Here is a 23,177-nt window from a genome sequence, read left to right on the forward strand (position 1 = left end):
TAAGTTAAGATTGCAAAAAACACGAAGGAGAAAGTATGAAATTTCAAGGCAGCAATGTGCTTATTACTGGTTCAAGCAAAGGCATTGGCGCACAAATTGCTCAAACATTAGCAAGCTATGGATTAAAAGTGTGGATTAACTACCGCTCAAAGCCTGAACTTGCCGATACGCTTAAAAACGATATAGAATCAAAAGGTGGCAAGGCTGCGGTAATTAAATTTGACGCGAGCGTTGAAGAGGAGTTTGTCGCTGCATTAAAGGTAATCCTAGAGAGCGATGGCACACTTAGCTATTTGGTCAATAATGCGGGTATTACCATTGACAAACTTGCTTTACGAATGAGTGTAACTGACTTTGAAGATGTGATTAATGCCAACCTAAAGTCATGTTTTATTGGCTGCAGAGAAGCCTTAAAAATTATGGGCAAACAACGTTTTGGAAGTGTTGTAAATATCGCTTCAATCATTGGTGAGCGCGGTAATATGGGGCAGACAAACTATGCAGCAAGCAAGGGCGGTATGATCGCTATGAGCAAATCTTTTGCCTATGAGGGCGCAGCACGGAACATTCGTTTTAATTGCGTTACGCCCGGCTTTATCAAAAGCGATATGACTGATGAATTAAAGCCCGAAATTGTAGAGGGTTATATTAAAAATATTCCGCTTGCGCGTTTTGGAGAAGCAAGTGATGTAGCCCAAGCTGTGGCATTTCTACTCTCAGAGCATTCAAGCTATATTACAGGTGAAGTACTCAAAGTCAATGGCGGACTCTATATGTAAAACAAAGCTTGCCATTTAACAAAAGTTGTTACAATGCAAGGCTTAAGTCTAAAACAAGGAGAATATAATGGATACATTTGAAAGCGTAAAGGCAGTGGTAGTAGAAAATTTACATGTTGATGCAAATGAAGTAAAACCGGAATCTCGGTTTGTAGAAGATCTCAATGCAGATTCACTTGATGTAGTAGAGCTTGTTATGGCATTAGAAGAAAAGTTTTCAATTGAAATTCCTGATGATGACGCAGAAAAAATCAAAACCGTTGGCGATGTCGTAACATATATTGAAAAAGCAGGTAAATAATATAAAAATAACCCTAGAATACTCTCTGGTGAGTGAGGATTCTCTATCATACCTACTTAAACACAAAGGAATAATATATGCGTCGAGTGGTAGTAACCGGCTTAGGAATGGTCAATTCGCTAGGCTTAAACAAAGAAGACTCCTTTAAGGCGATTGTTAATGGAAAGTGCGGTATCAAACACATATCCTGCTTTGAAACAGAGAATTTCCCTGTAAAAATTGCTGGTGAAATTACTGATTTCAATCCCGAAGATGTTCTTGACCCACGCGAAGTAAAAAAGGCAGATAGATTCATACAACTTGGCTTGCAAGTAGCCAAAGAGGCTATGAGGGAAAGCGGTCTGCTTGAGGGAGAAGTGGTTAATTCCGCATTTGGAGAGAGATTTGGTATCAGCTCAGCTGCAGGTATTGGCGGGCTTGGCAATATTGAGAAAAACTCAATTGTCTGCGAGCAAAAGGGACCACGTCGTATCAATCCGTTTTTTATTCCATCTGCGTTAGTCAATATGTTAGGAGGCTTTATCTCCATACAATACGCACTCAAAGGACCAAATCTATCAAGCGTTACAGCGTGTGCAGCGGGTACACATGCCATTAGTGAAGCAGCAAAAACCATCATGCTTAATGGCGCAGATGCTATGCTTGTTGTCGGTTCAGAATCTGCTATCTGCCCCGTAGGTATTGGTGGATTTGCAGCAATGAAAGCCCTAAGTGATAGAAATGATGAGCCACTTAAGGCTTCTCGTCCTTTTGATAAAGAACGTAATGGCTTTGTTATGGGAGAGGGTGCGGGGGCATTAGTGCTTGAAGAGTATGAACATGCCAAGAGACGTGGAGCTAAAATCTATGCCGAACTTATTGGCTTTGGCGAAAGTGGTGATGCTAATCATATCACTACGCCCGCTCCACAAGGAGAGGGGGCATTACGTGCGATGAGGGCTGCGCTTAAAATGGCAAATACATCTGTGGATTATATCAATGCCCATGGCACAAGCACCGCCTATAATGATTTATATGAGACAATGGCGCTTAAAGCCGCTTTTGGCGGGAAAGATTCTGTCCCTCCTGTAAGCTCTACAAAAGGTCAAATCGGGCATTGTCTTGGTGCTGCAGGAGCCATCGAAGCGGTTATTTCTCTCATGGCATTGCAAAATGGTGTGCTTCCTCCAACCATCAATCAAGAAACTCCCGACCCTGAATGCGACCTTGACTATATCCCAAATACTGCACGCGAAAAAAACATTAATGTAGTTATGAGTAATTCATTTGGTTTTGGTGGTACAAATGGCGTTGTAATTTTTAGCAAGATATAGCATAAAGGTGGGCAATGGCTACATATCTTGATTTTGAGCAAAAAATTAAAAATCTCCAAGATGATATAGATTCAGCTTCTTTGCGAGGTGATGATGATGCAAAGTCAATCCTCCAAAAGGAGCTTGAAAAAGAAGTAAATAACGTATATGCCAATATAAGCGATTACCAAAAACTCCAGCTTGCACGTCACCCAGACCGCCCTTATGCTATGGATTATATTGAACTCATTGGTAAAAATTTATATGAAATTAGCGGTGATAGACATTTCAAAGATGATAAAGCCATCGTGTGTTTTCTTGCCACAATAGGCGAACAAACCGCGATGATCATTGGTGAAGAAAAAGGGAGGGGAACTAAAAATAAATTAGCACGTAACTTTGGTATGCCAAGCCCTGAGGGCTATCGTAAAGCCTTGCGCGCTGCTAAACTTGCTGAGAAATTCCATATCCCTATCCTTATGTTGGTAGATACTCAAGGTGCTTATCCCGGTTTAGGCGCAGAAGAACGTGGACAAAGTGAAGCTATCGCAAAGAATCTCCAAGAATTTGCCAAGCTCAAAACCCCTACCATTGCTATTGTTATTGGTGAGGGGGGAAGCGGTGGGGCTTTGGCTATTGCAGTGTCTGATAGGCTTGCGATGATGCAATACTCTGTCTTTAGCGTTATCTCACCTGAGGGCTGTGCGGCGATTTTGTGGAATGACCCATCAAAAATAGAATCTGCCACAAAAGCACTCAAAATTACTCCCATTGAACTCAAAAAATGCGGGCTCATTGATGATATTATTGATGAGCCTATTATCGGTGCTCATAGAGATAAAGAAAATGCCGCTAAAGCTATAAAAACCTATTTCCTTAAAGCCTTAGAGGAAATCTCACAAGATGATAGCTACCTTAGCAAACGTTACAACAAACTCATTAGTTATGGGGCATTTGAATAATCAAAACCCGTTTCTAATTTCATACACAAGGAGTAAAAATGAAAAAGTGGTTTTTGGCATTTATGAACTTGGCTCTTATTATAGGTCTTAGTGCCTGCAAAGATAAGCAAGAGGTTGCACTTGATTCAATAGAGCAAATCAAGCAAAAAGGAGTTGTACGCATTGGGGTATTTAGCGACAAACCTCCATTTGGCTTTATCAATGAGAATGGTCAAAATGACGGCTTTGATGTATATATCGCAAAACGTATCACAAAAGACCTCTTAGGTGAAGAAACAAAAGTTGAGTTTGTCCTTACAGAAGCTGCCTCTAGGGTAGAATTCTTGCGCTCTAATAAAGTAGATATTATCATGGCAAATTTCACTAAAACCCCTGAGCGCGAGCAGGTTGTAGATTTTGCTAAGCCTTATATGAAAGTTTCGCTTGGAGTTGTCTCTCCCAATGGTGAGATTACAAGCATTGATGATCTCAAAGGCAAAAAGCTAATTGTCAATAAAGGGACGACAGCTGATATGTTTTTCACTAAAAAATACCCCGAAATTGAACTGCTGAAATATGAGCAAAATACAGAGGCTTTCCTTGCATTAAAGGATAAAAGGGGCGATGCACTCGCACATGATAATACCCTTGTGCTCGCTTGGGCTATGGAAAATGAGGGCTTTGGCGTAGGTATCCCTGCACTTGGCGAAGAAGAAACTATCGCCCCAGCAGTGAAAAAGGGTAATATCGAGCTTAAAGCTTGGCTTGATAATGAGATTGACACACTCACTAAAGAGGGCTTTATACAAGAAGCGTATGAGCACACACTTGCACCTATCTTTGGTGAGGAAAGAATGGATTCTGTAATTTTCTCTAATCAGTAACTCCCATCAAAAGCCCTTCATTTAGGGCTTATCTTACCTCTTTATCATTCTCATAGAGCACTTCTCTAATAACTTTTCCATTTTTATCATATTCCCTGCTTAAGCCGTTTTTCTTACCTGCTTTGTATTGGATGGTATGCCATAGCACGCCTGTAATATCATATATTTTCATCTCCCCCTCTTGTATGCCTTGAGCAAAATACATCTCACTTCTTAGCCTGCCATCGCTGACATCAAAAAGCCGACATACCCCATGCAAATATCCTAATCGATAATAAGCCTCATAAATCAATACCCCTTTATGAGAAAAAATCTGATACAAGCCCTCCCTTTTGCCATCGACATAAAATGCAATTTGTGCTATAGGACCATCAAGGTAGTAGAGAATTTCCTTGCCATGCTTAATCTTAGTACCCGGTTTATAGGTAATAAGTGCCCTGTAAGTTTGCCCATATTCTTGCACTTCTTCGCTACTTTCCTCTCCACTTATCTCTTCAAGCATTTCTTGACTATAGGGTATGTCTTCCTTTTCTCCCTTTTCTTCTTGCTCTATTTCCTTTGGTGGAAGTGGCTGTGGCAAAGGTTTTGCTAATATAGGCTTTGGTGGGGCTTGCTTTATGACTTGTTTTGCTGCTGGCTTGAGTGCTGTTTTTGTTGGTGCTTTCTTTGGGGGTAAGGTATTCTGTGCCCTTGATTCCTTACTTGATGTTTGAGTTGGAGTTTCACCATCTTTTGCTTGCTTAGGCATTTGTGGTGCTAAAGGCTCCACACACCCGGATAATCCATAAACTAACACTGCTATAATACTAAGCCATTGTGCTTTCTCTCTCACTTCTCCCCTCCATTATCTTTAATAACACGCCTGCCAACGGCAATTCTTTGTATCTATAACCTCTCCTTTGGCATTATATTGCTGCATGGCTTGCTTTTTCCCGTCTTTATAGAGCGTTGCATATACTAAAGCCCCCGCTTTATTGAAATCCTGCCTTATGCCATGAAGCCTATCATTTTTATATGTAAATTCCGCACGGAGCACTCCATTCTCATAATATGTCTTGCCCTCCCCCTCGCGTTTATTGGAGACATATTCTTGCTCACTTTGAATCTTGCCATTAGGGTAATAAAACACCCGCTTTCCTTCTTCCTTGCCTTTATTATATGTCCGCCTCTCTTGCAAGGAGCCATCATTGTAGTAAGAAAGCACCTCGCCTTCATATTCGCCATTTTCATAATACGCCTTAAAAAGCAGCACACCATTAAAGGAAACTTTTGTTTGCTTGCCACATTTTATCGTTGTGCCTTTGCAATATTGAGTTTTAATGGTTGTGGGGGCGTTTTTATCCCCTGTATAGGAGATTCTAAGATCATACGCTGCTTGGGCAAATAATGGCATAAACACAAATATCCTTACTACACGCAACATATCTAGCTCTTTAAACGCATAATATGCACACCTAAATGTTGCAATTTATGCTCGATTTGCTCATAGCCCCTATCAAGATGATAGATTCTATGAATATTTGTAACCCCCTCACTCACAAGCGCTGCCACAATAAGTGCTGAACTTGCACGTAGGTCTGAGGACATCACATCAGCGCCATGAAGTGGAGTTACTCCCTTAATAGTAGCATGGTTACCTTTAAGTGAAATATCTGCCCCAAGCCGTTGCAATTCACTCACATGCATAAAGCGATTTTCAAAAAGCCTCTCTTCAATCACACTTACCCCCTCACATTGCGTAGCTAAAGCCATAAATTGCGCCTGCATATCAGTAGGAAATCCGGGATATTCTGTAGTGACAATCTCAAAAGGTTTCAAAGTCTTAGCTGGAAGCAAAGTAATGCTATCAGAGCTTTTATCAAAGTTAAAGCCAATTTCTTCAAGCTTATCAGTAATCGCCATAATATGGGCATTTTGCACTTTATGTAATGTGATTGAAGAGTTTGTAATCGCCCCAGCACAAAGATATGTCCCTGCTTCGATTCTATCGGGTATTACTTCAATAGGTGCGAAATTAAGAAGCTCTCCCCCACTTCCCTCAATGACAAGCTCATTGCTCCCTATGCCTTCTATCTTAATGCCACTTTTTGAGAGTATCTCACATAATTGCACCACCTCTGGCTCTTTGGCGGCATTAATAATACGCGTTGTGCCATGTGCAAGTGCTGCAGCCATAATGACATTTTCACTGCCTGTTACGGTGATTTTATCAAAAAATATATCAGCTCCCTTTAAGCCCCCCTTTGCCTCTGCAATAATATATCCACCCTCTATACGAATACTCGCCCCAAGATTCTGCATAGCTTTAATATGTAAATCCACAGGACGAGCACCTATAGCACAGCCCCCGGGCAAACTCACTTCACAATAACCAAAGCGTGCTAAAAGCGGTCCCAAAACAAGAATAGAAGCACGCATTTTACGCACAATATCATATATTGCTCGCGTATGCACAATATGCTTAGAGCACGCACTTAAGGTATTATTATCATGCCAAGTGATATTCACACCCAAATGCTCCAAAAGCCGCGCAAGAGTCTTTACATCAGCTACATCGGGGAGATTGCTAATATGTACTTCATTAGAGCTAAGCAAAGTAGCAGCAAGAATAGGCAAAGCCGAATTCTTCGCCCCAGAGACAGAGATAGCACCTCCCAAATGAGCACTTTTTGTAATTTGTAAATAATCCATAATAATCCTTTTTATTTACTTTCGCGTTTTTGCAAAGCCTTACCGATAACTTCTCTAATACTAGCCTTGCTCTCAGGGTTAGCACCCTCTAAACTATCTTGAAAATTCACAACCTCATCGACTTCCATAAGATTCATATTGGCAGCAAAACGTGAAATAATATCAAGCCACAAGCTATGCTCTTCTCCGTCTTGGGGATAGCTTTTATGATTTTTTATAAATTTTTCAAGCAATGCCCTTAATTTTTCTTTATTATTGGTATTTTCATCAATTTCTTTTGAAATAGCACTCAAATCACTTTCTTTTTGCTCTACTTTCTCATTATCAAGGGCAATAGAGAGAAGCCCCGCAAAAATAATAGGCAAGCAGAGTAAAAAAAACAATAACCAATAAACAACATAAAAACTAAGATTAAACATTAATGCTTTAATTGCCCATAAAACTCGATAGTGGCTTTCACATAGCCATCAACACTTCCACAATCATAACGTCTGCCCTCAAACTTATAAGCCAAAACATGCCCCTTTCTGGCTTGCTCATTAATCGCATCTGTAATTTGTATTTCACCCTTTTTGCCCGGTTTAGTTACGCGTAAAATATCAAAAATATCAGGCGTGAGAATATAGCGACCGATGATAGCAAGATTACTTTTAGCATTTTGCACTGGGGGTTTTTCTACCATATCGCTTACTTTATATACGCCTGTTTCTATTTCTTCACCCTCAATAATCCCATATTTATCTACCTCGCTCCTCTCCACTTCCTCAATGCCAACAATACAGCAACGATATTTTTTATAAAGTTTCACCATTTGACTTAATACACCCACCCCAGCGGGATTTACGCATAAGTCATCAGCAAGCACGACTGCAAAGGGCTCATTGCCTATTAAAGTCTCTCCCGTGAGAATGGCATGCCCTAAGCCTTTCATTTCATTTTGCCTTGTGTAAGAGAATGTGCAACATTGCGTTACCTTCCTAATGCTGCTTAAAAGCTCTTCTTTATCTGTGCCTGATATTTGATGCTCTAATTCATAGTTAATATCAAAATGATCTTCAATGCTTCGTTTCCCACGTCCAGTTACAATCCCTATATCCTTGCAACCAGCCTCTAGGGCTTCTTCTACGCCATATTGTATAAGCGGTTTGGTGAGGATAGGGAGCATTTCTTTTGGCATAGCTTTTGTCGCAGGTAAAAAGCGCGTGCCATATCCAGCAGCGGGGAAAAGACATTTAGTAATCATTAAAACTCCTTTAGTTAATTAGTGTTTCCTTGAGGTAACTTTCAAGCTGAATATGATTCCCAAAACTCTCTTGATAAACAATATAATTTGCCAAAACTCTTAGCCCATAATCGCGAGATTCTTTATAGGGAATAAGCTCCATAGAAAGCCAAGGCTCATAATTACGATTCTTAATAAAAAGCGTTTTGCTTTTTAGTGTGCGTCTTAAAAAGCCCGGACCGCCATTATAAGCATAGGATACAAAAAGTTTATGCTTAAATTCCCTTGAGAGATCATTTAAATAAAATGTGCCAAATTCAAGGGCAATTACTGGATCAAACATATCTTCTAAGCTAATATTATCGCGTTTAAGACTTTTGGCAAATGGTTGCACATTAAAGGGCATTATCTGCATCATACCAAGTGCATAAGAAGTCGATACAAGTGCGGGTAAAAGCGTGCTCTCTTGCTTAGCAATCGCATAAGTGAAAGCTTTTTCGTCATTATTTTTCCATGAAATTTTCTCACTAAAGGGAGTGATGAAATAATGAATACTAAAGTGGGTTAGCTGATTGAGTACATATACAAGATGTGGGCTCGTGTCCTTATATGCAAAATGTCTGGCTAATTCTTCCAAATCTTGCCTATTTTTGATTTGGGCTAAATGTTCTTTTAAAAGTTGCCATTGAAAGGGATCTTTAATATCAAATTTTGGCTTCCTTGAAGAGAGCTTACCTAGAGTAGTAACCACCTGATAGCTTGGGGGGACATTGAGCTTTTGATTAGCATAAATAGTATATATATCTACATTTGTGCTTTGGGCTAAAGCTTCAAGAAATGCTCTATCCCTGCTTAAAAAATATTGCCAAAGTAGAGTGCGGTTTTTCTGCATGGGAGTTTGAGCTTTATTATAAGCGTGTTTAAAGTAAGTCAATGCACTTTTGTGCTGATTATGCAAAAGCTCATTTAAGCCAAGCATAAAAAGCGTATAAGAATCTGCCCCCGTAATATTAGCCCCTATAAGAGATTTTTTAAATTTATCATAGCTTTTATCCATACTCACAATAATGCGCTCTAACATAGCATTAAAGGCTTTATTATTCTCATCAGCAAGTCTTTTTAGGGCTTGAGGCTTGATACCTTGATTAATAATATGGAGGCGATTACTCGCCCTTAGCACCTCATATAAACTCGCAAAAGTTTGCGCATCACTTTTAAGCATACCTGTAAGAATCTGATGAGAGCCCAAAATTTCTATACGTTTTGCAAACTCTACATCTGCCTTGTCGTTAAAAATTTGCAGCAAAAGATCTTTGTTTTTTTTAGGCATGGAGGGGATATGGGCTAGATTCAACCCAACTTTAATGCACGCTTTATCTTGTGTAATGAGTTTATCAAAGCTAAGACTTTGGCAATACAAATCCCGCGGCAATTCCGCACTCTTGCCCTTTATGCTTAAGAGATTATCAAGCTTGGGAGTTTTACGAAATATCATATCATAGGCTTTGATCGCTTCTTGTAAAGAAGTGCGCTCATCACTCAAAAACTGCCAAATATAAAAATCCCTTGCTAAACCTCTGGGCTTAGATTCTAAAAAATCAAGCGTAATATGAGTATGGGCATATACCATACCTAAAGCGATAGATGATAAAATCCACACTCTTATCATTAAATGTGCTTTAAACCAACTCATAGCATTTGTGCCGCTTGCGCCAAAAGACGCACAAGCGATAAATCAATAAACTTTAACACCACCGCCACAATTAAAGGTGAAAAGTCAATGCCACTTATGGTGGTGGGGATAAACTTACGAAGTTTTGCATATAATGGCTGAGTTAGGCGATTAAGGAGCTGTACTATGGGATTAAATGGATCAGGTCTCACCCAGCTTATAAGTGCAGCAATAACAATAATCCATATATATAAATTAATAAGCATACTTAATATAGTCGCTATAGCGTGTAAAAAGGTAGCCAAAACCATTTTCTAATCCCTCTCTTTAAATTGTGAAAGCATAGAGTAATCTTGTGAACCCAAAGTAACAATATCGCTTAAGAAAAAACGCAAATATGGATAAAGTTCGCTTAATTCTAAGCCATGTGTAGAGCCTGTAAGGAGGATTCTTAAAGGCTTAAAAAACTTTTTACCCTTTAGTTGTGTGCGCTGCATAAGGGCAGTTTTAAGACTTTCATAATCTTTTAAATCCTCGCTATGAGATTTTATCATCTCTTGCAAATGTGCATATAATATCTTGCATTCAGATTCAAAGCTTTCATTATTTTCGGTTTGTGCGATGTTTTTAGGAGCAAATAAAAGTTTGATTTTTTCACGAATTTCATTAAGTGTGCTTGCCTCTTGCAAATAGAGCTTTGCTAAAGCCCCAAGAGTTGGGTCTTTGCTATCTAAAAGCAGGGCAAACTCTTGCTCGTTTAAAGCCTTCAAATGTTCTCTATTTAGAAATCGCAATTTTTTCATATCAAATTTCACAGGGGATTTTGCAATATGCTTTATATCAAACCACTCAAAGCAATCTTTTAATTTAAAGACTTCTGTGGGTGTGTGATTCCCTATAGATACAAGATAATTCACAATCGCTTGGGGTAAAAACCCTTCTTCAAGCAACCACGCTACAGAGGACGCACTATCGCGTTTGCTCATTTTACCGCCACTTTCCCCAAGTATAATGGGCAAATGCGCATATCCTAGCACTTTCTCATAGCCCAAAGCACGATGGATAAGAATCTGACGTGGAGTGTTACTCACATGGTCTTCACCTCGCACGATAAAGCTCACATCATAAAGCATATCATCAACCGCACAAGCAAAATTATAGGTGGGGATTCCATCTTCTTTCAAAATCACAAAGCTATCTATCTCATCTGCCTCAAAGCGCACGTGCCCTTTGATTGCATCTTCAAAGCTAATGGCACTCTTTGCCCCTCTAATGCGCACCACAGGCTTTGGATTGCTATGTTTTTCAAGCTCTGCCCACTTTGGGTCATAGCGAAAGGGCTTTTTTTGTTCTTTAGCTTCAAGGCGCTTGGATTCTAAAAATGCCTTAGAGCAGTAACAATAAAAGGCTAAATCCTTGCTTATAAGATATTCTGCAAGCTTGCGATGATGCGTAAAATTATCACTTTGATAGACCAATTTATCCCATAAAAGACCAAAGAGATTTAAAAGATTGAGTATCTCCTTATCCTTGCCCTCAATATTGCGTGCAACATCTGTATCTTCAATGCGGATAAGAAATTTCTCATTACTTTGTTTAGCGATGATATAGTTAAAAATAGCTGCTCTAAGATTGCCTATGTGCATATCACCCGTAGGAGAAGGCGCAAATCGTAGCATTATCTCCCCTTAAACATCTCTGCAAATGCTTTGGGATTAAATTCATTAAAATTATAATCCTCCTCTGTGCCCGCTAAAAGGGCGTCATTAAGTGCAAGAAGCATTTGATTAGCCTCTTGGATTTTCTCTTCCACATAAAGCACAAGCGCATGTGTATCTAGCTCGCCCTTTTGTGATTGTGGCAAAAGTGGCAGAGGATTATTCACGCTAAAGGTATATGCTTGGGAATGGAGTGTTGTATGTAGGCATGTATCAAACAACCCACAACCCATAAATGAGGCATTCTCTACAATCTCTTGTATATCTTGGCTCAAAGTATGTGCATCTTGGATAGTTGGATTCTTTGCTATTTTTAGAATCTTCTTTAGTGCAGCAGAAGCACTTTGAAGCGCACCAATAAATTCATTTGCCCCTTTAATATCCTCTCCAAACTGATGTATCCTCTCTCTTGGGTGTATTTCAGGCTCAAATTGCTCCCCTATGTGTTTTTGAAATGTGGATAATATATCTTGCATAAGCCTAACCTCACAATTAGCATTTTTACTGATATAAAGCATATTTTATTCCAATTGAAGTAATCTCACGTACTCAAGCCCACAGAGATGTTTAGTCGTATTTCACACTCCCAAAAGATATGAGCAAATAATCTCCTTATGTGGGTAGCTAAGTTTATTGCCTCTTGGAGGAGCACGAAGTAGAGGTGAAGCATTCACAAAAGCATTACAATTAAGCTTGCATAAATGAAAGGGGGAGGGGGAGGCATAGCGATAAGCCGAGTTCTGTCGTGGGTGGCTATTTATCTAGGATATGTTTTGCAACATACCTCAAGCGAAGAGTTCATATTTAAGACTTTAACCATACTCTTCTTGCTACGGATTGGGTTTGCATGGACATTTAGCATTACTGCAAAATCGGTAAGCTCTTACCCCACCTTTTCACCCTTACTTTTATTTATCATAAACAAAAGCGGTTATTTTCTGTTGCACTTTCCCTTAGGTTACCCTAGCCATTTGTTAAATGGAATCCTGTCTTAAGTAGCTCGGACTTTCCTCTTTTGCGTCTGCAAAAGCAACCACCTACTATGCCTACGTGAAAATTATAGCAAATTTTGTTATAATCATAGTTTCTTTACTTAAGTTATATTAAGGAGACATAGCCTTGCAGTGCGCATTGATAAAAGACAAACACCTCGGACATCAAATTGGAAGAGTTTCACGGAACTTTCAAGCATTTTTTATAAATGAGCTAAAAGCCTATAACCTTAGCTTTGAACAAGGTGTGGTACTGCTTTATATAGAAGAGGATTCTCAAATATATATCAATCATATCGCCAAAGAACTTGATAAAAACAAAGCCACTATTTCAAGGGAGATTCAAAGACTTATCGCCAAAGGATTTGCCTCTAAAAAACTCGCCCAAAATGACAAGCGCACTTATATCTTTACTCTCACTCCAAAGGGCAAAAATGCCTCGCTTTTATTACGCACTAAACTTATGCAGCTTGAAGCCCTCATCCATGAAATATGCACACAACAAGAAATTGACACTTGCCTTGATGTACTTACGCGCATACGTCTTATGCTTGAAGACGCCCTACTTAAACAATCTCAACTAGCCTAAAAACCACCGCCAATACACAAAAGCAAAAAGTGGAATAAGCACTATCCCCACTACACTCAGTAAAAATCCCAAACGCACCATATCCCATGTTTTGATATTCCCTTTTGCGAACACAATAGCATTAGGCGGCGTAGATATGGGAATCATAAATGAAAAACTCGCACATATCGTAATAGCAAGCATCGTCATAGTAGGCTCATTCCCGCTAAGGAATGATTGCGTAGCGGTATAGATAATAGGGAGCAAGATAGCAATAAGTGCGGTCGTGCTTAAAAAGCTCGTAGCAATCATCGCACAAATGCAAGCCAAGAATAAAAAGATAAAAAATGGCAAATGTTCAAAATTCTTAAAATACCCCTCAAATACCCCGCCAAGTTCAGATTGTGAAAATGCTGCAGCAATGCAAAAACCCGCACCAAATAAAAAGATAAGTTCATAAGGGATTGATTTAGAATCATCCCAATCCAAAAAGCCAATTTTAGGCACAAACATCAAAAGCCCAAATGCAAGCAAAATCACATTTTCATTTAAACCCAATCCATTATAAAAAGGCTTAATAGGAGAGTTGATAAAGAGCAAAACAAGGAGCACAACGATAAAAAAGAGCAAACGTTTGTGCGCAGACGTAAGCTCTACATGCTCAAAGCTATCAAGCTCCAATTCGCTTTCCCCTACCTTATAAGAGAGAATATAAATCATCGCACAAAGCATAAGGCAAGTAAGCGGAGTCATCATAAAAATCCATGTCGTAAAGCTAATGCCCTCCAATCCAAGCTCTTCTAAATATCCTAAAAATATCAAATTGGGCGGAGAGCCAATAGGCGTAGTGATCCCGCTAATACTCGCCCCAAAAGCCACAGCAAGCAAAAAGCGCATTTTTAGCGCATAATCTTGGCTTACAGAGAGGGCGATAGGGAGGAGCAAAATAGCTGTTGTGGAGTTTGAGAGAGCCGTGCCTAGCACACAGGCAGCAAGCCCAAGTGCAGATATAATGCCCTTTGGCGTCTTAGGGAAAAGCCCTAAAAACTTGCTTGCTATGACTTTATGCAAGCCTATTTTTTCTGTCGCTGTAGCAAGCATAAACCCACCCAAAAAGAGATACACGATAGGATTGGCATAATTAGCAGTAGCACTTTTAGTATCAAGAATCCCAAAACTTGGGAAAAGGATAATGGGTAGCAAAGAGACTACTCCTAAAGGGAGGGCTTTGTTTGTCCAAAGGGTAACAAGCAGGGCAATAATCCCCAAAAGCGCTGATACCTTAAAAGAAGCATCAAGGTAAAAAATCGCCAGCAATGCCGCAATTAAGCCAAAGATGAGAGCTACTAATATGCCAATGATAGTCTCATAGGTGATACTTTTTTTCTTCACGCCTTGTGTGAAATGTGTATAGATTCTATGTGCTTTTGCTCTCCTATATGCCCTTGCGTGAATATTTTTATGTGCTCTTACTTGCGTGTTTTCATACGTGCTTTTATGTAGATTTTTATGCGTATCGCTACCTTGCTCAATATTGCTTTGTGAATCTTGCTGAATTTTACTTGCCACATATATCCTTTAAGTTGTTGTTTTATGGGGGAATGCCTAAAAGTGCGGATTATAGCATAATTCTCAAATAAAGCCTATTTTAATACATATACCCCCTATATGTATATTTACAAATTTCTGCCATAATCGCCCATTATTTTTAAATCAAACGGGGAGGTCCCCATGGAAAAACAAACAATAGAAAAAGCACAAAATGAGAAAGCACAAACTCAAGATGACCTTACTTGCTCATGCTGTGAAGATCATACTCACTCACATAAACACGAACTCACTTTTATCCTCACACTTATAGGGGTATTTGCCCTCTGTATGCTTGCGCTCCATATAGAATCTTTTGCAAATATAAGCTTTGTACCTTTGCTTGTATATTTCATACTCTTTATGATTTATATTTTAGCAGGCAAGCCTATATTCTCTGCTTTTTGGGAAAATTGTAAAAACAAAATCTTCTTTGATGAGCACACACTCATGCTCTTTGCCACTCTTGCAGCATGGTGTATTGGCGAGGTAAGTGAAGCTGTGGCTGTGCTGCTTTTTTTTCGCGTGGGAGAGTTTTTAGAATCTCGTGCTATAGCCAAGTCTAAAGATTCTATTAGCGCACTTGTGCAGATTATGCCTGATATTGCACATAAAAAAGTGCATAATAGCTTTATAGATACCCATCCCCAATCCTTGCAAATAGGCGATATTTTACTTATCAAAGTAGGGGAAAAAATCCCCACAGATAGCAAAATCCTTAAGGGCAAAAGCTATATTGATATGCACTCAATTAATGGTGAAAGCCGCCCTGTGGGTGTAAAAGAGGGGGATAGCATTATGGCTGGGGCAATCAATACAACTGCTGTGCTAGAAGTACGTGTAGAGGGACGTTTTGAAGATTCACATATTGCTAAAATTGCCAAACTCACACAACTTGCAGGCAAAAATAAAGCCAAAAGCCAAAAAATCATCACATCATTTGCGCGCATTTACACGCCTATTATTTTTATCATTGCTCTATGCGTAGCCATTATCCCCCCGCTTTTTAATGGGGAATGGCATGAGTGGATATATCGCGCACTTGTAGTAATGATGATAAGCTGCCCATGTGCGCTTGTAATCGCCGTACCTCTAGGGTATTTTGCCTCTATGGGGAGAGCAAGCAAAGAGGGCGTGCTTTGCAAGGGTTCAATTTATTTAGAGAGTTTAGCAAATGTAAAAAACATCATTTTTGATAAAACAGGCACACTCACTTATGGCACATTTGAGATACTTCAATATGCTCCTACACAAGGTTACACAGACCAAAGCCTTTTAACGCTTGCCTGCATTGCTGAGCAAAACTCAAACCACCCTATCGCCACCTGCATAGCCAAGCACACAAAGCCTATGCAAATAAATATCCTCTCCTATGAAGAAATAGGAGGCAAGGGAGTGAGAGTTATATGCGATAAGGGCGAGATACTCGCGGGCAATGCCGCACTTTTAGGAGCATATCATATTGATTTTACGCCCATAGACACCCCCCATAGCATTGTCTATATTGCCCATAATGGTAATTATGCAGGGCATATCCTTATAGGAGATAAACTCAAAGCAGATGCAAAAGAATCTTTACAAGCCCTAAAAGATTGCGGTATCAAGCACTTTGCCATTCTTAGCGGGGACAATCAAGCCAATGTAGATACAATCGCCAAAGCATTAAATATCACCCACGCTTATGGCAATCTCCTCCCTGCCCAGAAAGAAGAAAAGCTAAAAGTCCTTATGCAGCAATGGCAAGGTAAAAGCGCGTTTGTGGGCGATGGCATTAATGATAGCATTGTGCTTAAAGCAAGTGATGTGGGTATAAGTATCAACACAGGGGAGAGAAGTAATGACATTAGCAAAGAGAGTGCAGATATTATCTTAAGTCATCAAAGTTTGCAAACCCTTGTGCAGGCTTATAAAATCGCACTTTTTGCACGCAAAATTACATGGCAGAATATCTCATTTGCACTCCTTAGTAAGCTTGTGCTTATAGTCTTAGGCATTATGGGCATTGCCAATATGTGGCTTGCCGTATTTGGCGATGTAGGCGTAGCTCTTTTGGCATTACTCAATGCCATGCGCCCTGTGCATAAGGCATAATTTAGTTTGTCATATCTTAAGCGCAGCCGAAGAATTGCTATTAGCATTACTAGAAACTCTACCCCTCTTATCATATCTTTACCCCTGCAAGGGGTGAATAATTGCTTTTAACAACTAGCGATTCTTGAAGGGATTCTTCGCCTCCGCTCACGCCCGCCCCCAAGAGCTGATAAAATAATTTCCTTTGCAGGTCTTTATTATGTGTGGGTTTTCCTTGCGGGTAGCGAAGTTTGTTATGTTTTTGGCGAAGCCGAAGAATTCACGTGGGCTTTCTAGTAGGTTTTGAGAGAGATTCTTCACCCCCTAGCGGGGACAAAGATATGACAAAAATGAAGATTCACTAGTCGTTAAAAGGAGATTCCCCTTTGCAAATGCTAAAGGGGAGAAGCATTAATGCGCCACAGCCTCGCTTGCACCAATGCCTGTTTTTGCCCTAAAATCAAAGGCTTCAAAATTCTCTCTATCAAGCTTAGCCCTTTTACTCTTGTCTGTAATGGAAAAAAACCATAACAAAAAGAAAGTAAGAGGAATTGAAAAAATAGCAGGGTGATCATAGGGGAAAATGGCATGCTCAAAGCCAAAAGTTTTTACCCACATACTCGGGCTTAAAATCACAAAACTTATAACAGCTATAAGCCCCAATAATCCTCCTATAAAAACCCCTCTGGTGGTGAGATTTTTCCAATATATGCAAAGCAAAATGATAGGGAAATTCACACTTCCTGCTATACCAAAGATAAGCCCAACCATAAAGGCTACATTTTGATTCTCAAACACAAAGCCCAAGAGAATAGCTAAAATGCCTAAAATTATAGTAGCTACCCTGCTTACTCTCATTTGTGTTTTCTCATCTGCCTTGCCATTTTTAAATGTGTGAGTGTATAAATCATGTGCGATTGCACCAGCCCCGCTTATGCACAAGCCCGATACCACAGCTAAAATCGTAGCAAAGGCAACAGCAGAGATAAACCCAAGCAAGATATTCCCTCCTAAAATTTCAGCAAGTATGATAACCACCATATTAGAAGCCCCATTAAAGTTCCCACTCGCATCTATATATCTTGTATCAGCTAACACAAAGGCTATGGCTCCAAATCCCAAAATAAACATGAGGATAAAAAAATAGGCGATAAATACCGTAGCCCAAAATGCTGATTTTCGTGCTTCTTTAGAATCTTTAACCGTGAAAAATCTCATTAAAATATGAGGTAAGCCCGCTGTGCCAAAAGTAACTGCAAGCCCTAGAGAAAATGTAGCGATAGGGTCTTTAAAGAACACACCCGCTTTCATTATGGCTTCGCCTTTAGCGTGATTAGCTATAGCTTGATTAAAATAATAGGTAAGATCAAATTTTGATAAATATATGATGATTAAAGCCATTAATGAAGTACCGCCTAAAAGCAAGGAGGCTTTGATAATTTGCACCCAAGTCGTTGCGTGCATACCTCCAAAAATAACATAAATCATCATCAAAATCCCTACTAACACAACAGCCAACGCATAAGGCAAGCCAAATAGCGTTTGTATCAACTGCCCAGCCCCGACCATTTGGGCTATCAAATATAAAATGACGATACATAAAGTGCTTAGGGCTGCCACTATGCGAATAGGCTTTTCTTCTAATCTTAAAGCAATCACATCAGCAAAGGTAAATTTCCCTAAATTTCTTAATCTCTCCGCGATTAAAAAAAGTATTATAGGCCACGCTATAGTCCAGCCAACAGGGTAGATAAGCGCATCAAAACCATAAGAAAAAATCAAAGCACTAAGTCCCAAAAAGGCAGCCGCACTCATATAATCTCCAGAGATGGCAAGCCCATTTTGAAAGCCCGTGATATTTCCACCCGCTGTGAAAAAGCTCTCCGCAGATTGAGTCTTTTTAGAACAAAAATACGTAATAACAAGTGTCGCTATAACAAATAAAGCAAACATCGCTACCGCTGGGGCATTAAAAGCACTTTTTGCAACTTCGCCCTCAGCATCAAAGGCAGCAGCAAGCATAAAAGATTGGCAAAACAAAAAACTAAGTAATATTTTCATTTCCTTCCTCCTTGATGAGTTGGGTTTGTCTCATTTTTTTAATAATTTCTTCTTCCTTTTTGTCTAAAAACACATTCACAACAAAGCTATATACATACGTGCCAAGCACTCCTAATAAAATAGAGCATAGTCCAAAAACTATCCCTAAAGTAACAGGCGAATCTCCAATTTGCAAAGCTAAAAAATCAGGGGTAAAACCTGTGAGAATTAAAAAACTAAAATAACAGCCCAAAATAATTATGGTTAAAACCAAGCAAAAACGCATTTTAAAGCGATAAAAATCTTCAAATTCTTTAAAAACCATTCTTTGCTCTTCATTAATTGGTTCGCAATAAGCCTTTTTACATACCATCTTTTCCTCCTTTATTTTATTTGCATTGAGCCTATTTTAAGGCTTTTTTAGTGATAGCAAAACACTAAATTTTAGGCAATACTCACCCTTTTCTTGTAAAAATATTTTTAAAATATTCTTTCAAGTAAGGTTGAAAACTGCCAAACTCCTCATCATTCTCTTAAGAGATATTCCGCCCTAAACGCCATCAATATGACAGACTTGGCTACCTTATAGGGAGTGGGCTTACCCTCTTATAAAAGAAATTAGTTTGCCAGCCCTTGGGGGGGAACACGAAATGGAGGCGAAGAATCTCTTCGCAAATCCACTAGTGAATCGCAATCCTATTGGCATCACGAGGGAATGGTAATGACCGAAGAATTGCTATAGGCGATGAGTGATTCCCTTAGAGATTCTTCAGGTCGATTCTCTGCCCGCCCGCAAAAGGAAACAAGAACAACACTAGCCATTCATTCAAACCATCCACCCTTATATGCCAATATAAGGCTCACAAAGAGCCTTATAGCTCTCCTCAAAAACCCTTTAGCCTAGCCAAAATAAATCACTAAATGTATGGAAAGGTGTATTTTCTAAAGTCTTTTGATTAGAGCATAGCTCTTGTAAATGTGCGCATTTTTTGGGGCTAAGTTTGATGGCGATATTGCGCTTAAATTTCTCTATAAGCACAGGGATACCCTCTTCTCTTCTTCTTTTATGCCCAATGGGATATTCTACCTCTATCTTTTGGCTTTTGCTACCATCTTTGTAGAAAATCTGCACGGCATTTGCAATGGAGCGTTTATCAGATTCTAAATATTCTCTTGTGTAGCGCTCATCAACTTCAACAACCATTTTATCCCTCAAAGCATCAATACGCTTATCTTTGGCTATGCTATCTTCATAATGCTCTGCAGTAAGCTCACCAAACACAAGTGGCACAGCGACCATATATTGTATGCAGTGGTCTCTATCGGCTGGGTTTGCTAGCTCGCCTACTTTATTGATGATTCTATGTCCTGATTCTTGAGTGGTGATAATGATTTTTTCTATATCATCAAGGCGGTTTTTCACTTCATCATGGAGTTTTAAGGCTGCTTCAACGGCAGTTTGTGCGTGGAATTCCGCAGGGAAGCTGATTTTGAAAAGCACATTTTCCATAACATAGCTGCCAAATTCTTGGGGGATAGTGAGCTTTTGCCCTTTCATTTTCACATCTTCATAACCCCAGAATTTTGCACTAAGCGCACTAGGATAGCCCATTTCACCACTTAGGGCTTTTAAGGCAAGATTCACTCCTCTACTTGAAGCATCGCCTGCTGCCCAGCTTTTCCTTGAGCCTGTATTTGGTGCGTGGCGATAAGTCCTTAATGCACCTCCGTCAATAAAGGCATGGCTCACTGCATTGCGCACTTCTTCAAAGTTCCCTCCAAGCATCACACAAGCTACTGCTGTGCTTGCAATCCTCACAAGCAATACATGGTCTAAGCCCACTTTGTTAAAGCAATTATCAAGGGCAAGCACACCTTGAATCTCATGGGCTTTAATCATAGCTTTAAGCACATCTTTCACAAGCAATGGTGCTTTACCTTGTGAAAGATTCTTTCTACTCACATAATCAGCCACTGCCCAAATCGCTCCGAGATTATCGCTAGGGTGTCCCCATTCAGCCGCAAGCCAAGTATCATTAAAGTCAAGCCATCTCACCATAGCCCCTACATTAAATGCCGCACGTTCAGGCTCTAGCTGATAGCTTGTACCCGGGATTTTCGCCCCCAATGGACGGAACTCCGCCCCCTCCACGACAGGACCTAAAAGCTTTGTACAAGCTGGAAAATTCAAGGCTAAAAGCCCACAACCTATCGTATCCATAAGGCAATAACGTGCCGTTTCATACGCTAAAGGTGAGTTAATCTCATATTCCAACGCATAGCGCGCAATCTTAGTTAAAAGTTCATCAAACTCTGGTCGTTTTGTTTCTAAAATACCCATATCTGCACTCATTATATCCTCCTTTGTGCATTAACGATTTTGCATAGGCACAAATGCCTTATTGTCTGGACCTGTATATTCACTGCTTGGGCGGATAAGCTTGTTATTTGCTCTTTGTTCAAAAATATGAGCCAACCACCCCGCTGTGCGTGAAAAGATAAAAATAGGGGTAAAATATGATGTAGGTATGCCCATAAAGTGATACGCTGAAGCACTATAAAAGTCCAAATTAGGGAAAAGCTTCTTTTGATCCCACATAACTTTTTCTATCGCTTCACTAATAGGATAAAGCCCTTTTGTATCTTTGACATCTTCGCTGAGTTTTTTACTCCATTCTTTAATAACCACATTGCGTGGGTCGGCTTTCACATACACGCGATGTCCAAAGCCCATAATCTTATCTTTCTTAGCAAGCTTATCTAAAATGCCCTGTGTGGCTTCCTCTGGAGTGCGATATGCTGCTATAAGCTCCATTGCCGCCTCATTTGCCCCACCATGCAAGGGACCCCTTAATGCTCCAATCGCCCCTGTGATACCTGAATAAATATCTGACATAGTCGCTGTAATCACCCTAGCAGTGAAAGTACTTGCATTAAACTCATGCTCTGCATAGAGGATTAAACTCACATGCATAGCCTTTACCCATAGCTCTTTAGGCGCGCTTTGATGAAGGAGGTCTAAGAAATATCCCCCAATAGAATCTTGAGAAGATTCTGTGCCAATCTCCTTGCCACTATGATGATAATGATGCCAAAAGCAAAGCGCGGATGGGAAAATACCTAGCAATCTTGTAGCGATTTGTTGTTGCATAGGAAAAGACATTTTCACAATATCATATTCTTCTGGCTCTAAACACCCAAGCACAGAGCAAGCTGTGCGCATAATGTCCATAGGGTGCGCATTTTTAGGTAAAAGTTTGAGTGATTCTTTTAGGGCTTTGGGCAATGCTCTTGCTGCGATAAGCTCCTTTTTGAAAGATTCTAACTCAGCTTTAGTAGGGAGCTTTTCCCTTAAAAGCAAGTATGCCACTTCCTCAAACTCACACTCACGAGCTAAGTCATAAATATCATAACCTCTATAATTAAGCCCATGCCCTGTCCCAACGGTACAAATAGCTGACTGCCCAGCACTTACACCTGCAAGCCCGCCTACTTTTGTATTTTTAATTGCTTCTCCCATAATTTCTCCTTTTATTTAGATTTAAAAAGCAAATCAAGTTTTTGCTCATATTCGTGGTAGCCTAAAGTCTCATAGAGTTCTGCGCGAGTTTGCATATGCTCTATGCTGTTTTTTTGCGAACCATTTTGCAAAATATCCTCAAACACTCCAAGTGCTGCCTTACACATAGCCCTAGCAGCTGAGAGCGGATAAAGCACCATAGAAATGCCCACCCCTCCTAACTCCTCACGCGTAAAGTAAGGCGTTTTGCCAAATTCTGTAATATTTGCCAACACCGGCACTTTGATTTTGTCTGTGAATTGTTTGTATTCTTCAAGTGTATGTATGGCTTCAGCAAATATCATATCTGCTCCAGATTCTACATACAAGGCTGCTCTATCAAGAGCTGCTTGTTGTCCCTCGCTTGCATGTGCATCAGTTCTTGCCATAACCACAAAGCTTGTATCAAGCCGCGCATCTACTGCTGCTTTGATTCTATCACTCATCTCTTGTGGGCTTACAAGCTCTTTATTAGGGCGATGTCCGCATCGTTTTTGCGCGACTTGGTCTTCAATATGACACCCCGCCGCTCCACTTCGTGTAAGCTCTCTAATCGTGCGAGCAATGTTAAATGCCCCGCCCCAGCCTGTATCTGCATCAACTAGCAAGGGTAAATCACTTGCTGCGGTGATTCTCCGTACATCAACACATACATCTTCTAATGAGCTAATGCCCAAATCGGGCACACCCAAACTCATAGCCGCTAATGCCCCGCCGCTTAAATACAATGCCTTTGCACCGCATTTTTGCGCTTGTATCGCACTATAGGCATTAATCACGCCTAAAATCTGCAGTGGAGCATACTCTCTCACTGCTTCTCTAAATTTTGTTCCTTGTGTTTTCATATTTCTCCTTTTTAAA

At 40.0% G+C, this 23,177-nt stretch carries 22 protein-coding genes and 1 other RNA gene; 7 read left to right on the forward strand and 16 right to left on the reverse strand.

Annotated elements, in window-relative coordinates:
- The first annotated feature begins 35 nt into the window (after nt 1–35).
- The 5 genes from fabG to CQA63_RS06970 all read left to right on the forward strand — a co-directional run bounded on the left by fabG (nt 36) and on the right by CQA63_RS06970 (nt 4,197).
- Entirely contained in the window at nt 36–779 is a 744-nt protein-coding gene (gene fabG / locus CQA63_RS06950; protein ID WP_104700265.1) for a 3-oxoacyl-ACP reductase FabG, read from the forward strand.
- Nucleotides 780–846: 67 nt separating this feature from the next.
- Complete coding sequence (gene acpP, locus CQA63_RS06955) at nt 847–1,080, forward strand: acyl carrier protein (RefSeq protein WP_104700266.1); 234 nt, start codon at nt 847–849, stop codon at nt 1,078–1,080.
- 77 nt (nt 1,081–1,157) lie between these two features.
- Nucleotides 1,158–2,393 (forward strand): beta-ketoacyl-ACP synthase II, encoded by a 1,236-nt coding sequence (locus tag CQA63_RS06960; RefSeq protein WP_104700267.1) that lies wholly within the window; start codon nt 1,158–1,160, stop codon nt 2,391–2,393.
- 14 nt (nt 2,394–2,407) lie between these two features.
- Complete coding sequence (gene accA / locus CQA63_RS06965; RefSeq protein ID WP_104700268.1) at nt 2,408–3,334, forward strand: acetyl-CoA carboxylase carboxyl transferase subunit alpha; 927 nt, start codon at nt 2,408–2,410, stop codon at nt 3,332–3,334.
- A gap of 38 nt (nt 3,335–3,372) precedes the next feature.
- Nucleotides 3,373–4,197, forward strand: coding sequence for a cysteine ABC transporter substrate-binding protein (locus CQA63_RS06970; protein ID WP_104700269.1), 825 nt, complete (start codon nt 3,373–3,375; stop codon nt 4,195–4,197).
- Nucleotides 4,198–4,225: 28 nt separating this feature from the next.
- On the opposite strand, the gene CQA63_RS06975 is transcribed toward CQA63_RS06970, so the two are convergent.
- The 10 genes from CQA63_RS06975 to rnpB all read right to left on the reverse strand — a co-directional run bounded on the left by CQA63_RS06975 (nt 4,226) and on the right by rnpB (nt 12,549).
- Nucleotides 4,226–5,029, reverse strand: a complete 804-nt coding sequence (locus tag CQA63_RS06975) for a toxin-antitoxin system YwqK family antitoxin (protein ID WP_104700270.1) — start codon at nt 5,027–5,029, stop codon at nt 4,226–4,228.
- A gap of 18 nt (nt 5,030–5,047) precedes the next feature.
- Nucleotides 5,048–5,620 carry a toxin-antitoxin system YwqK family antitoxin gene (locus CQA63_RS06980; RefSeq protein WP_104700271.1) on the reverse strand — a complete coding sequence of 191 codons (573 nt, stop codon included), beginning with the start codon at nt 5,618–5,620 and terminating at the stop codon, nt 5,048–5,050.
- 2 nt (nt 5,621–5,622) lie between these two features.
- Entirely contained in the window at nt 5,623–6,888 is a 1,266-nt protein-coding gene (gene murA / locus CQA63_RS06985) for a UDP-N-acetylglucosamine 1-carboxyvinyltransferase (RefSeq protein WP_104700272.1), read from the reverse strand.
- 11 nt (nt 6,889–6,899) lie between these two features.
- A complete protein-coding gene (locus tag CQA63_RS06990; protein WP_104700273.1) occupies nt 6,900–7,307 on the reverse strand; it encodes a hypothetical protein in 408 nt (135 codons plus the stop codon).
- Entirely contained in the window at nt 7,307–8,131 is an 825-nt protein-coding gene (galU, locus tag CQA63_RS06995) for a UTP--glucose-1-phosphate uridylyltransferase GalU (RefSeq protein WP_104700274.1), read from the reverse strand. The genes CQA63_RS06990 and galU overlap by 1 nt, the downstream gene beginning before the upstream one ends.
- Before the next feature lie 10 nt (nt 8,132–8,141).
- Nucleotides 8,142–9,779, reverse strand: coding sequence for a lytic transglycosylase domain-containing protein (locus tag CQA63_RS07000; protein ID WP_244916284.1), 1,638 nt, complete (start codon nt 9,777–9,779; stop codon nt 8,142–8,144).
- Between the two features lie 20 nt (nt 9,780–9,799).
- On the reverse strand, nt 9,800–10,093 hold the full coding sequence (locus tag CQA63_RS07005) for a YggT family protein (protein WP_104700275.1): 294 nt from the start codon (nt 10,091–10,093) through the stop codon (nt 9,800–9,802).
- A gap of 3 nt (nt 10,094–10,096) precedes the next feature.
- Nucleotides 10,097–11,461, reverse strand: coding sequence for a glutamate--tRNA ligase (gltX, locus tag CQA63_RS07010; protein ID WP_104700276.1), 1,365 nt, complete (start codon nt 11,459–11,461; stop codon nt 10,097–10,099).
- Nucleotides 11,461–11,976, reverse strand: a complete 516-nt coding sequence (locus CQA63_RS07015; RefSeq protein WP_104700288.1) for a flagellar FLiS export co-chaperone — start codon at nt 11,974–11,976, stop codon at nt 11,461–11,463. Before CQA63_RS07015 ends, gltX begins: the two co-directional genes overlap by 1 nt.
- A gap of 237 nt (nt 11,977–12,213) precedes the next feature.
- Nucleotides 12,214–12,549: RNase P RNA component class A (gene rnpB / locus CQA63_RS07020), an RNA gene on the reverse strand.
- 70 nt (nt 12,550–12,619) lie between these two features.
- Here rnpB and CQA63_RS07025 point away from each other — a divergent pair.
- Nucleotides 12,620–13,081, forward strand: a complete 462-nt coding sequence (locus CQA63_RS07025) for a MarR family winged helix-turn-helix transcriptional regulator (RefSeq protein ID WP_233706639.1) — start codon at nt 12,620–12,622, stop codon at nt 13,079–13,081.
- On the opposite strand, the gene CQA63_RS07030 is transcribed toward CQA63_RS07025, so the two are convergent.
- Nucleotides 13,073–14,452, reverse strand: coding sequence for an SLC13 family permease (locus CQA63_RS07030; protein WP_233706640.1), 1,380 nt, complete (start codon nt 14,450–14,452; stop codon nt 13,073–13,075). The two genes, CQA63_RS07025 and CQA63_RS07030, sit on opposite strands and share 9 nt — an antisense overlap.
- Nucleotides 14,453–14,791: 339 nt before the next feature.
- On the opposite strand from CQA63_RS07030, the gene CQA63_RS07035 reads away from it, so the two are divergent.
- Complete coding sequence (locus CQA63_RS07035; RefSeq protein ID WP_104700277.1) at nt 14,792–16,738, forward strand: heavy metal translocating P-type ATPase; 1,947 nt, start codon at nt 14,792–14,794, stop codon at nt 16,736–16,738.
- A gap of 390 nt (nt 16,739–17,128) precedes the next feature.
- On the opposite strand, the gene actP is transcribed toward CQA63_RS07035, so the two are convergent.
- The 5 genes from actP to prpB all read right to left on the reverse strand — a co-directional run bounded on the left by actP (nt 17,129) and on the right by prpB (nt 23,161).
- Entirely contained in the window at nt 17,129–18,778 is a 1,650-nt protein-coding gene (actP, locus tag CQA63_RS07040; RefSeq protein ID WP_104700278.1) for a cation/acetate symporter ActP, read from the reverse strand.
- Nucleotides 18,762–19,130 (reverse strand): DUF485 domain-containing protein, encoded by a 369-nt coding sequence (locus CQA63_RS07045; RefSeq protein ID WP_104700279.1) that lies wholly within the window; start codon nt 19,128–19,130, stop codon nt 18,762–18,764. The genes actP and CQA63_RS07045 overlap by 17 nt, the downstream gene beginning before the upstream one ends.
- A gap of 522 nt (nt 19,131–19,652) precedes the next feature.
- Complete coding sequence (prpD, locus tag CQA63_RS07050) at nt 19,653–21,110, reverse strand: 2-methylcitrate dehydratase (protein ID WP_104700280.1); 1,458 nt, start codon at nt 21,108–21,110, stop codon at nt 19,653–19,655.
- Between the two features lie 18 nt (nt 21,111–21,128).
- The gene (prpC, locus tag CQA63_RS07055; RefSeq protein WP_104700281.1) at nt 21,129–22,277 is read right to left on the reverse strand and encodes a bifunctional 2-methylcitrate synthase/citrate synthase; all 1,149 of its coding nucleotides are present in this window, start codon (nt 22,275–22,277) and stop codon (nt 21,129–21,131) included.
- Nucleotides 22,278–22,288: 11 nt separating this feature from the next.
- Complete coding sequence (gene prpB / locus CQA63_RS07060; RefSeq protein WP_104700282.1) at nt 22,289–23,161, reverse strand: methylisocitrate lyase; 873 nt, start codon at nt 23,159–23,161, stop codon at nt 22,289–22,291.
- Nucleotides 23,162–23,177: the final 16 nt, after the last annotated feature.

Origin of the sequence: Helicobacter marmotae (assembly GCF_003364255.1) — a bacterium.
In the GTDB taxonomy this organism is placed as follows: Bacteria; Campylobacterota; Campylobacteria; order Campylobacterales; family Helicobacteraceae; genus Helicobacter_C; species Helicobacter_C marmotae.

Bases quoted from the DNA above. Each gene is read 5' to 3' on its own strand.
- fabG (WP_104700265.1), top strand. From the start codon at position 36: ATGAAATTTCAAGGCAGCAATGTGCTTATTACTGGTTCAAGCAAAGGC.
- acpP (WP_104700266.1), top strand. From the start codon at position 847: ATGGATACATTTGAAAGCGTAAAGGCAGTGGTAGTAGAAAATTTACAT.
- CQA63_RS06960 (WP_104700267.1), top strand. From the start codon at position 1,158: ATGCGTCGAGTGGTAGTAACCGGCTTAGGAATGGTCAATTCGCTAGGC.
- accA (WP_104700268.1), top strand. From the start codon at position 2,408: ATGGCTACATATCTTGATTTTGAGCAAAAAATTAAAAATCTCCAAGAT.
- CQA63_RS06970 (WP_104700269.1), top strand. From the start codon at position 3,373: ATGAAAAAGTGGTTTTTGGCATTTATGAACTTGGCTCTTATTATAGGT.
- CQA63_RS06980 (WP_104700271.1), bottom strand. From the start codon at position 5,620: ATGTTGCGTGTAGTAAGGATATTTGTGTTTATGCCATTATTTGCCCAA.
- murA (WP_104700272.1), bottom strand. From the start codon at position 6,888: ATGGATTATTTACAAATTACAAAAAGTGCTCATTTGGGAGGTGCTATC.
- CQA63_RS06990 (WP_104700273.1), bottom strand. From the start codon at position 7,307: ATGTTTAATCTTAGTTTTTATGTTGTTTATTGGTTATTGTTTTTTTTA.
- galU (WP_104700274.1), bottom strand. From the start codon at position 8,131: ATGATTACTAAATGTCTTTTCCCCGCTGCTGGATATGGCACGCGCTTT.
- CQA63_RS07000 (WP_244916284.1), bottom strand. From the start codon at position 9,779: ATGATAAGAGTGTGGATTTTATCATCTATCGCTTTAGGTATGGTATAT.
- CQA63_RS07005 (WP_104700275.1), bottom strand. From the start codon at position 10,093: ATGGTTTTGGCTACCTTTTTACACGCTATAGCGACTATATTAAGTATG.
- gltX (WP_104700276.1), bottom strand. From the start codon at position 11,461: ATGCTACGATTTGCGCCTTCTCCTACGGGTGATATGCACATAGGCAAT.
- CQA63_RS07015 (WP_104700288.1), bottom strand. From the start codon at position 11,976: ATGCAAGATATATTATCCACATTTCAAAAACACATAGGGGAGCAATTT.
- CQA63_RS07035 (WP_104700277.1), top strand. From the start codon at position 14,792: ATGGAAAAACAAACAATAGAAAAAGCACAAAATGAGAAAGCACAAACT.
- actP (WP_104700278.1), bottom strand. From the start codon at position 18,778: ATGAAAATATTACTTAGTTTTTTGTTTTGCCAATCTTTTATGCTTGCT.
- CQA63_RS07045 (WP_104700279.1), bottom strand. From the start codon at position 19,130: ATGGTATGTAAAAAGGCTTATTGCGAACCAATTAATGAAGAGCAAAGA.
- prpD (WP_104700280.1), bottom strand. From the start codon at position 21,110: ATGAGTGCAGATATGGGTATTTTAGAAACAAAACGACCAGAGTTTGAT.
- prpC (WP_104700281.1), bottom strand. From the start codon at position 22,277: ATGGGAGAAGCAATTAAAAATACAAAAGTAGGCGGGCTTGCAGGTGTA.
- prpB (WP_104700282.1), bottom strand. From the start codon at position 23,161: ATGAAAACACAAGGAACAAAATTTAGAGAAGCAGTGAGAGAGTATGCT.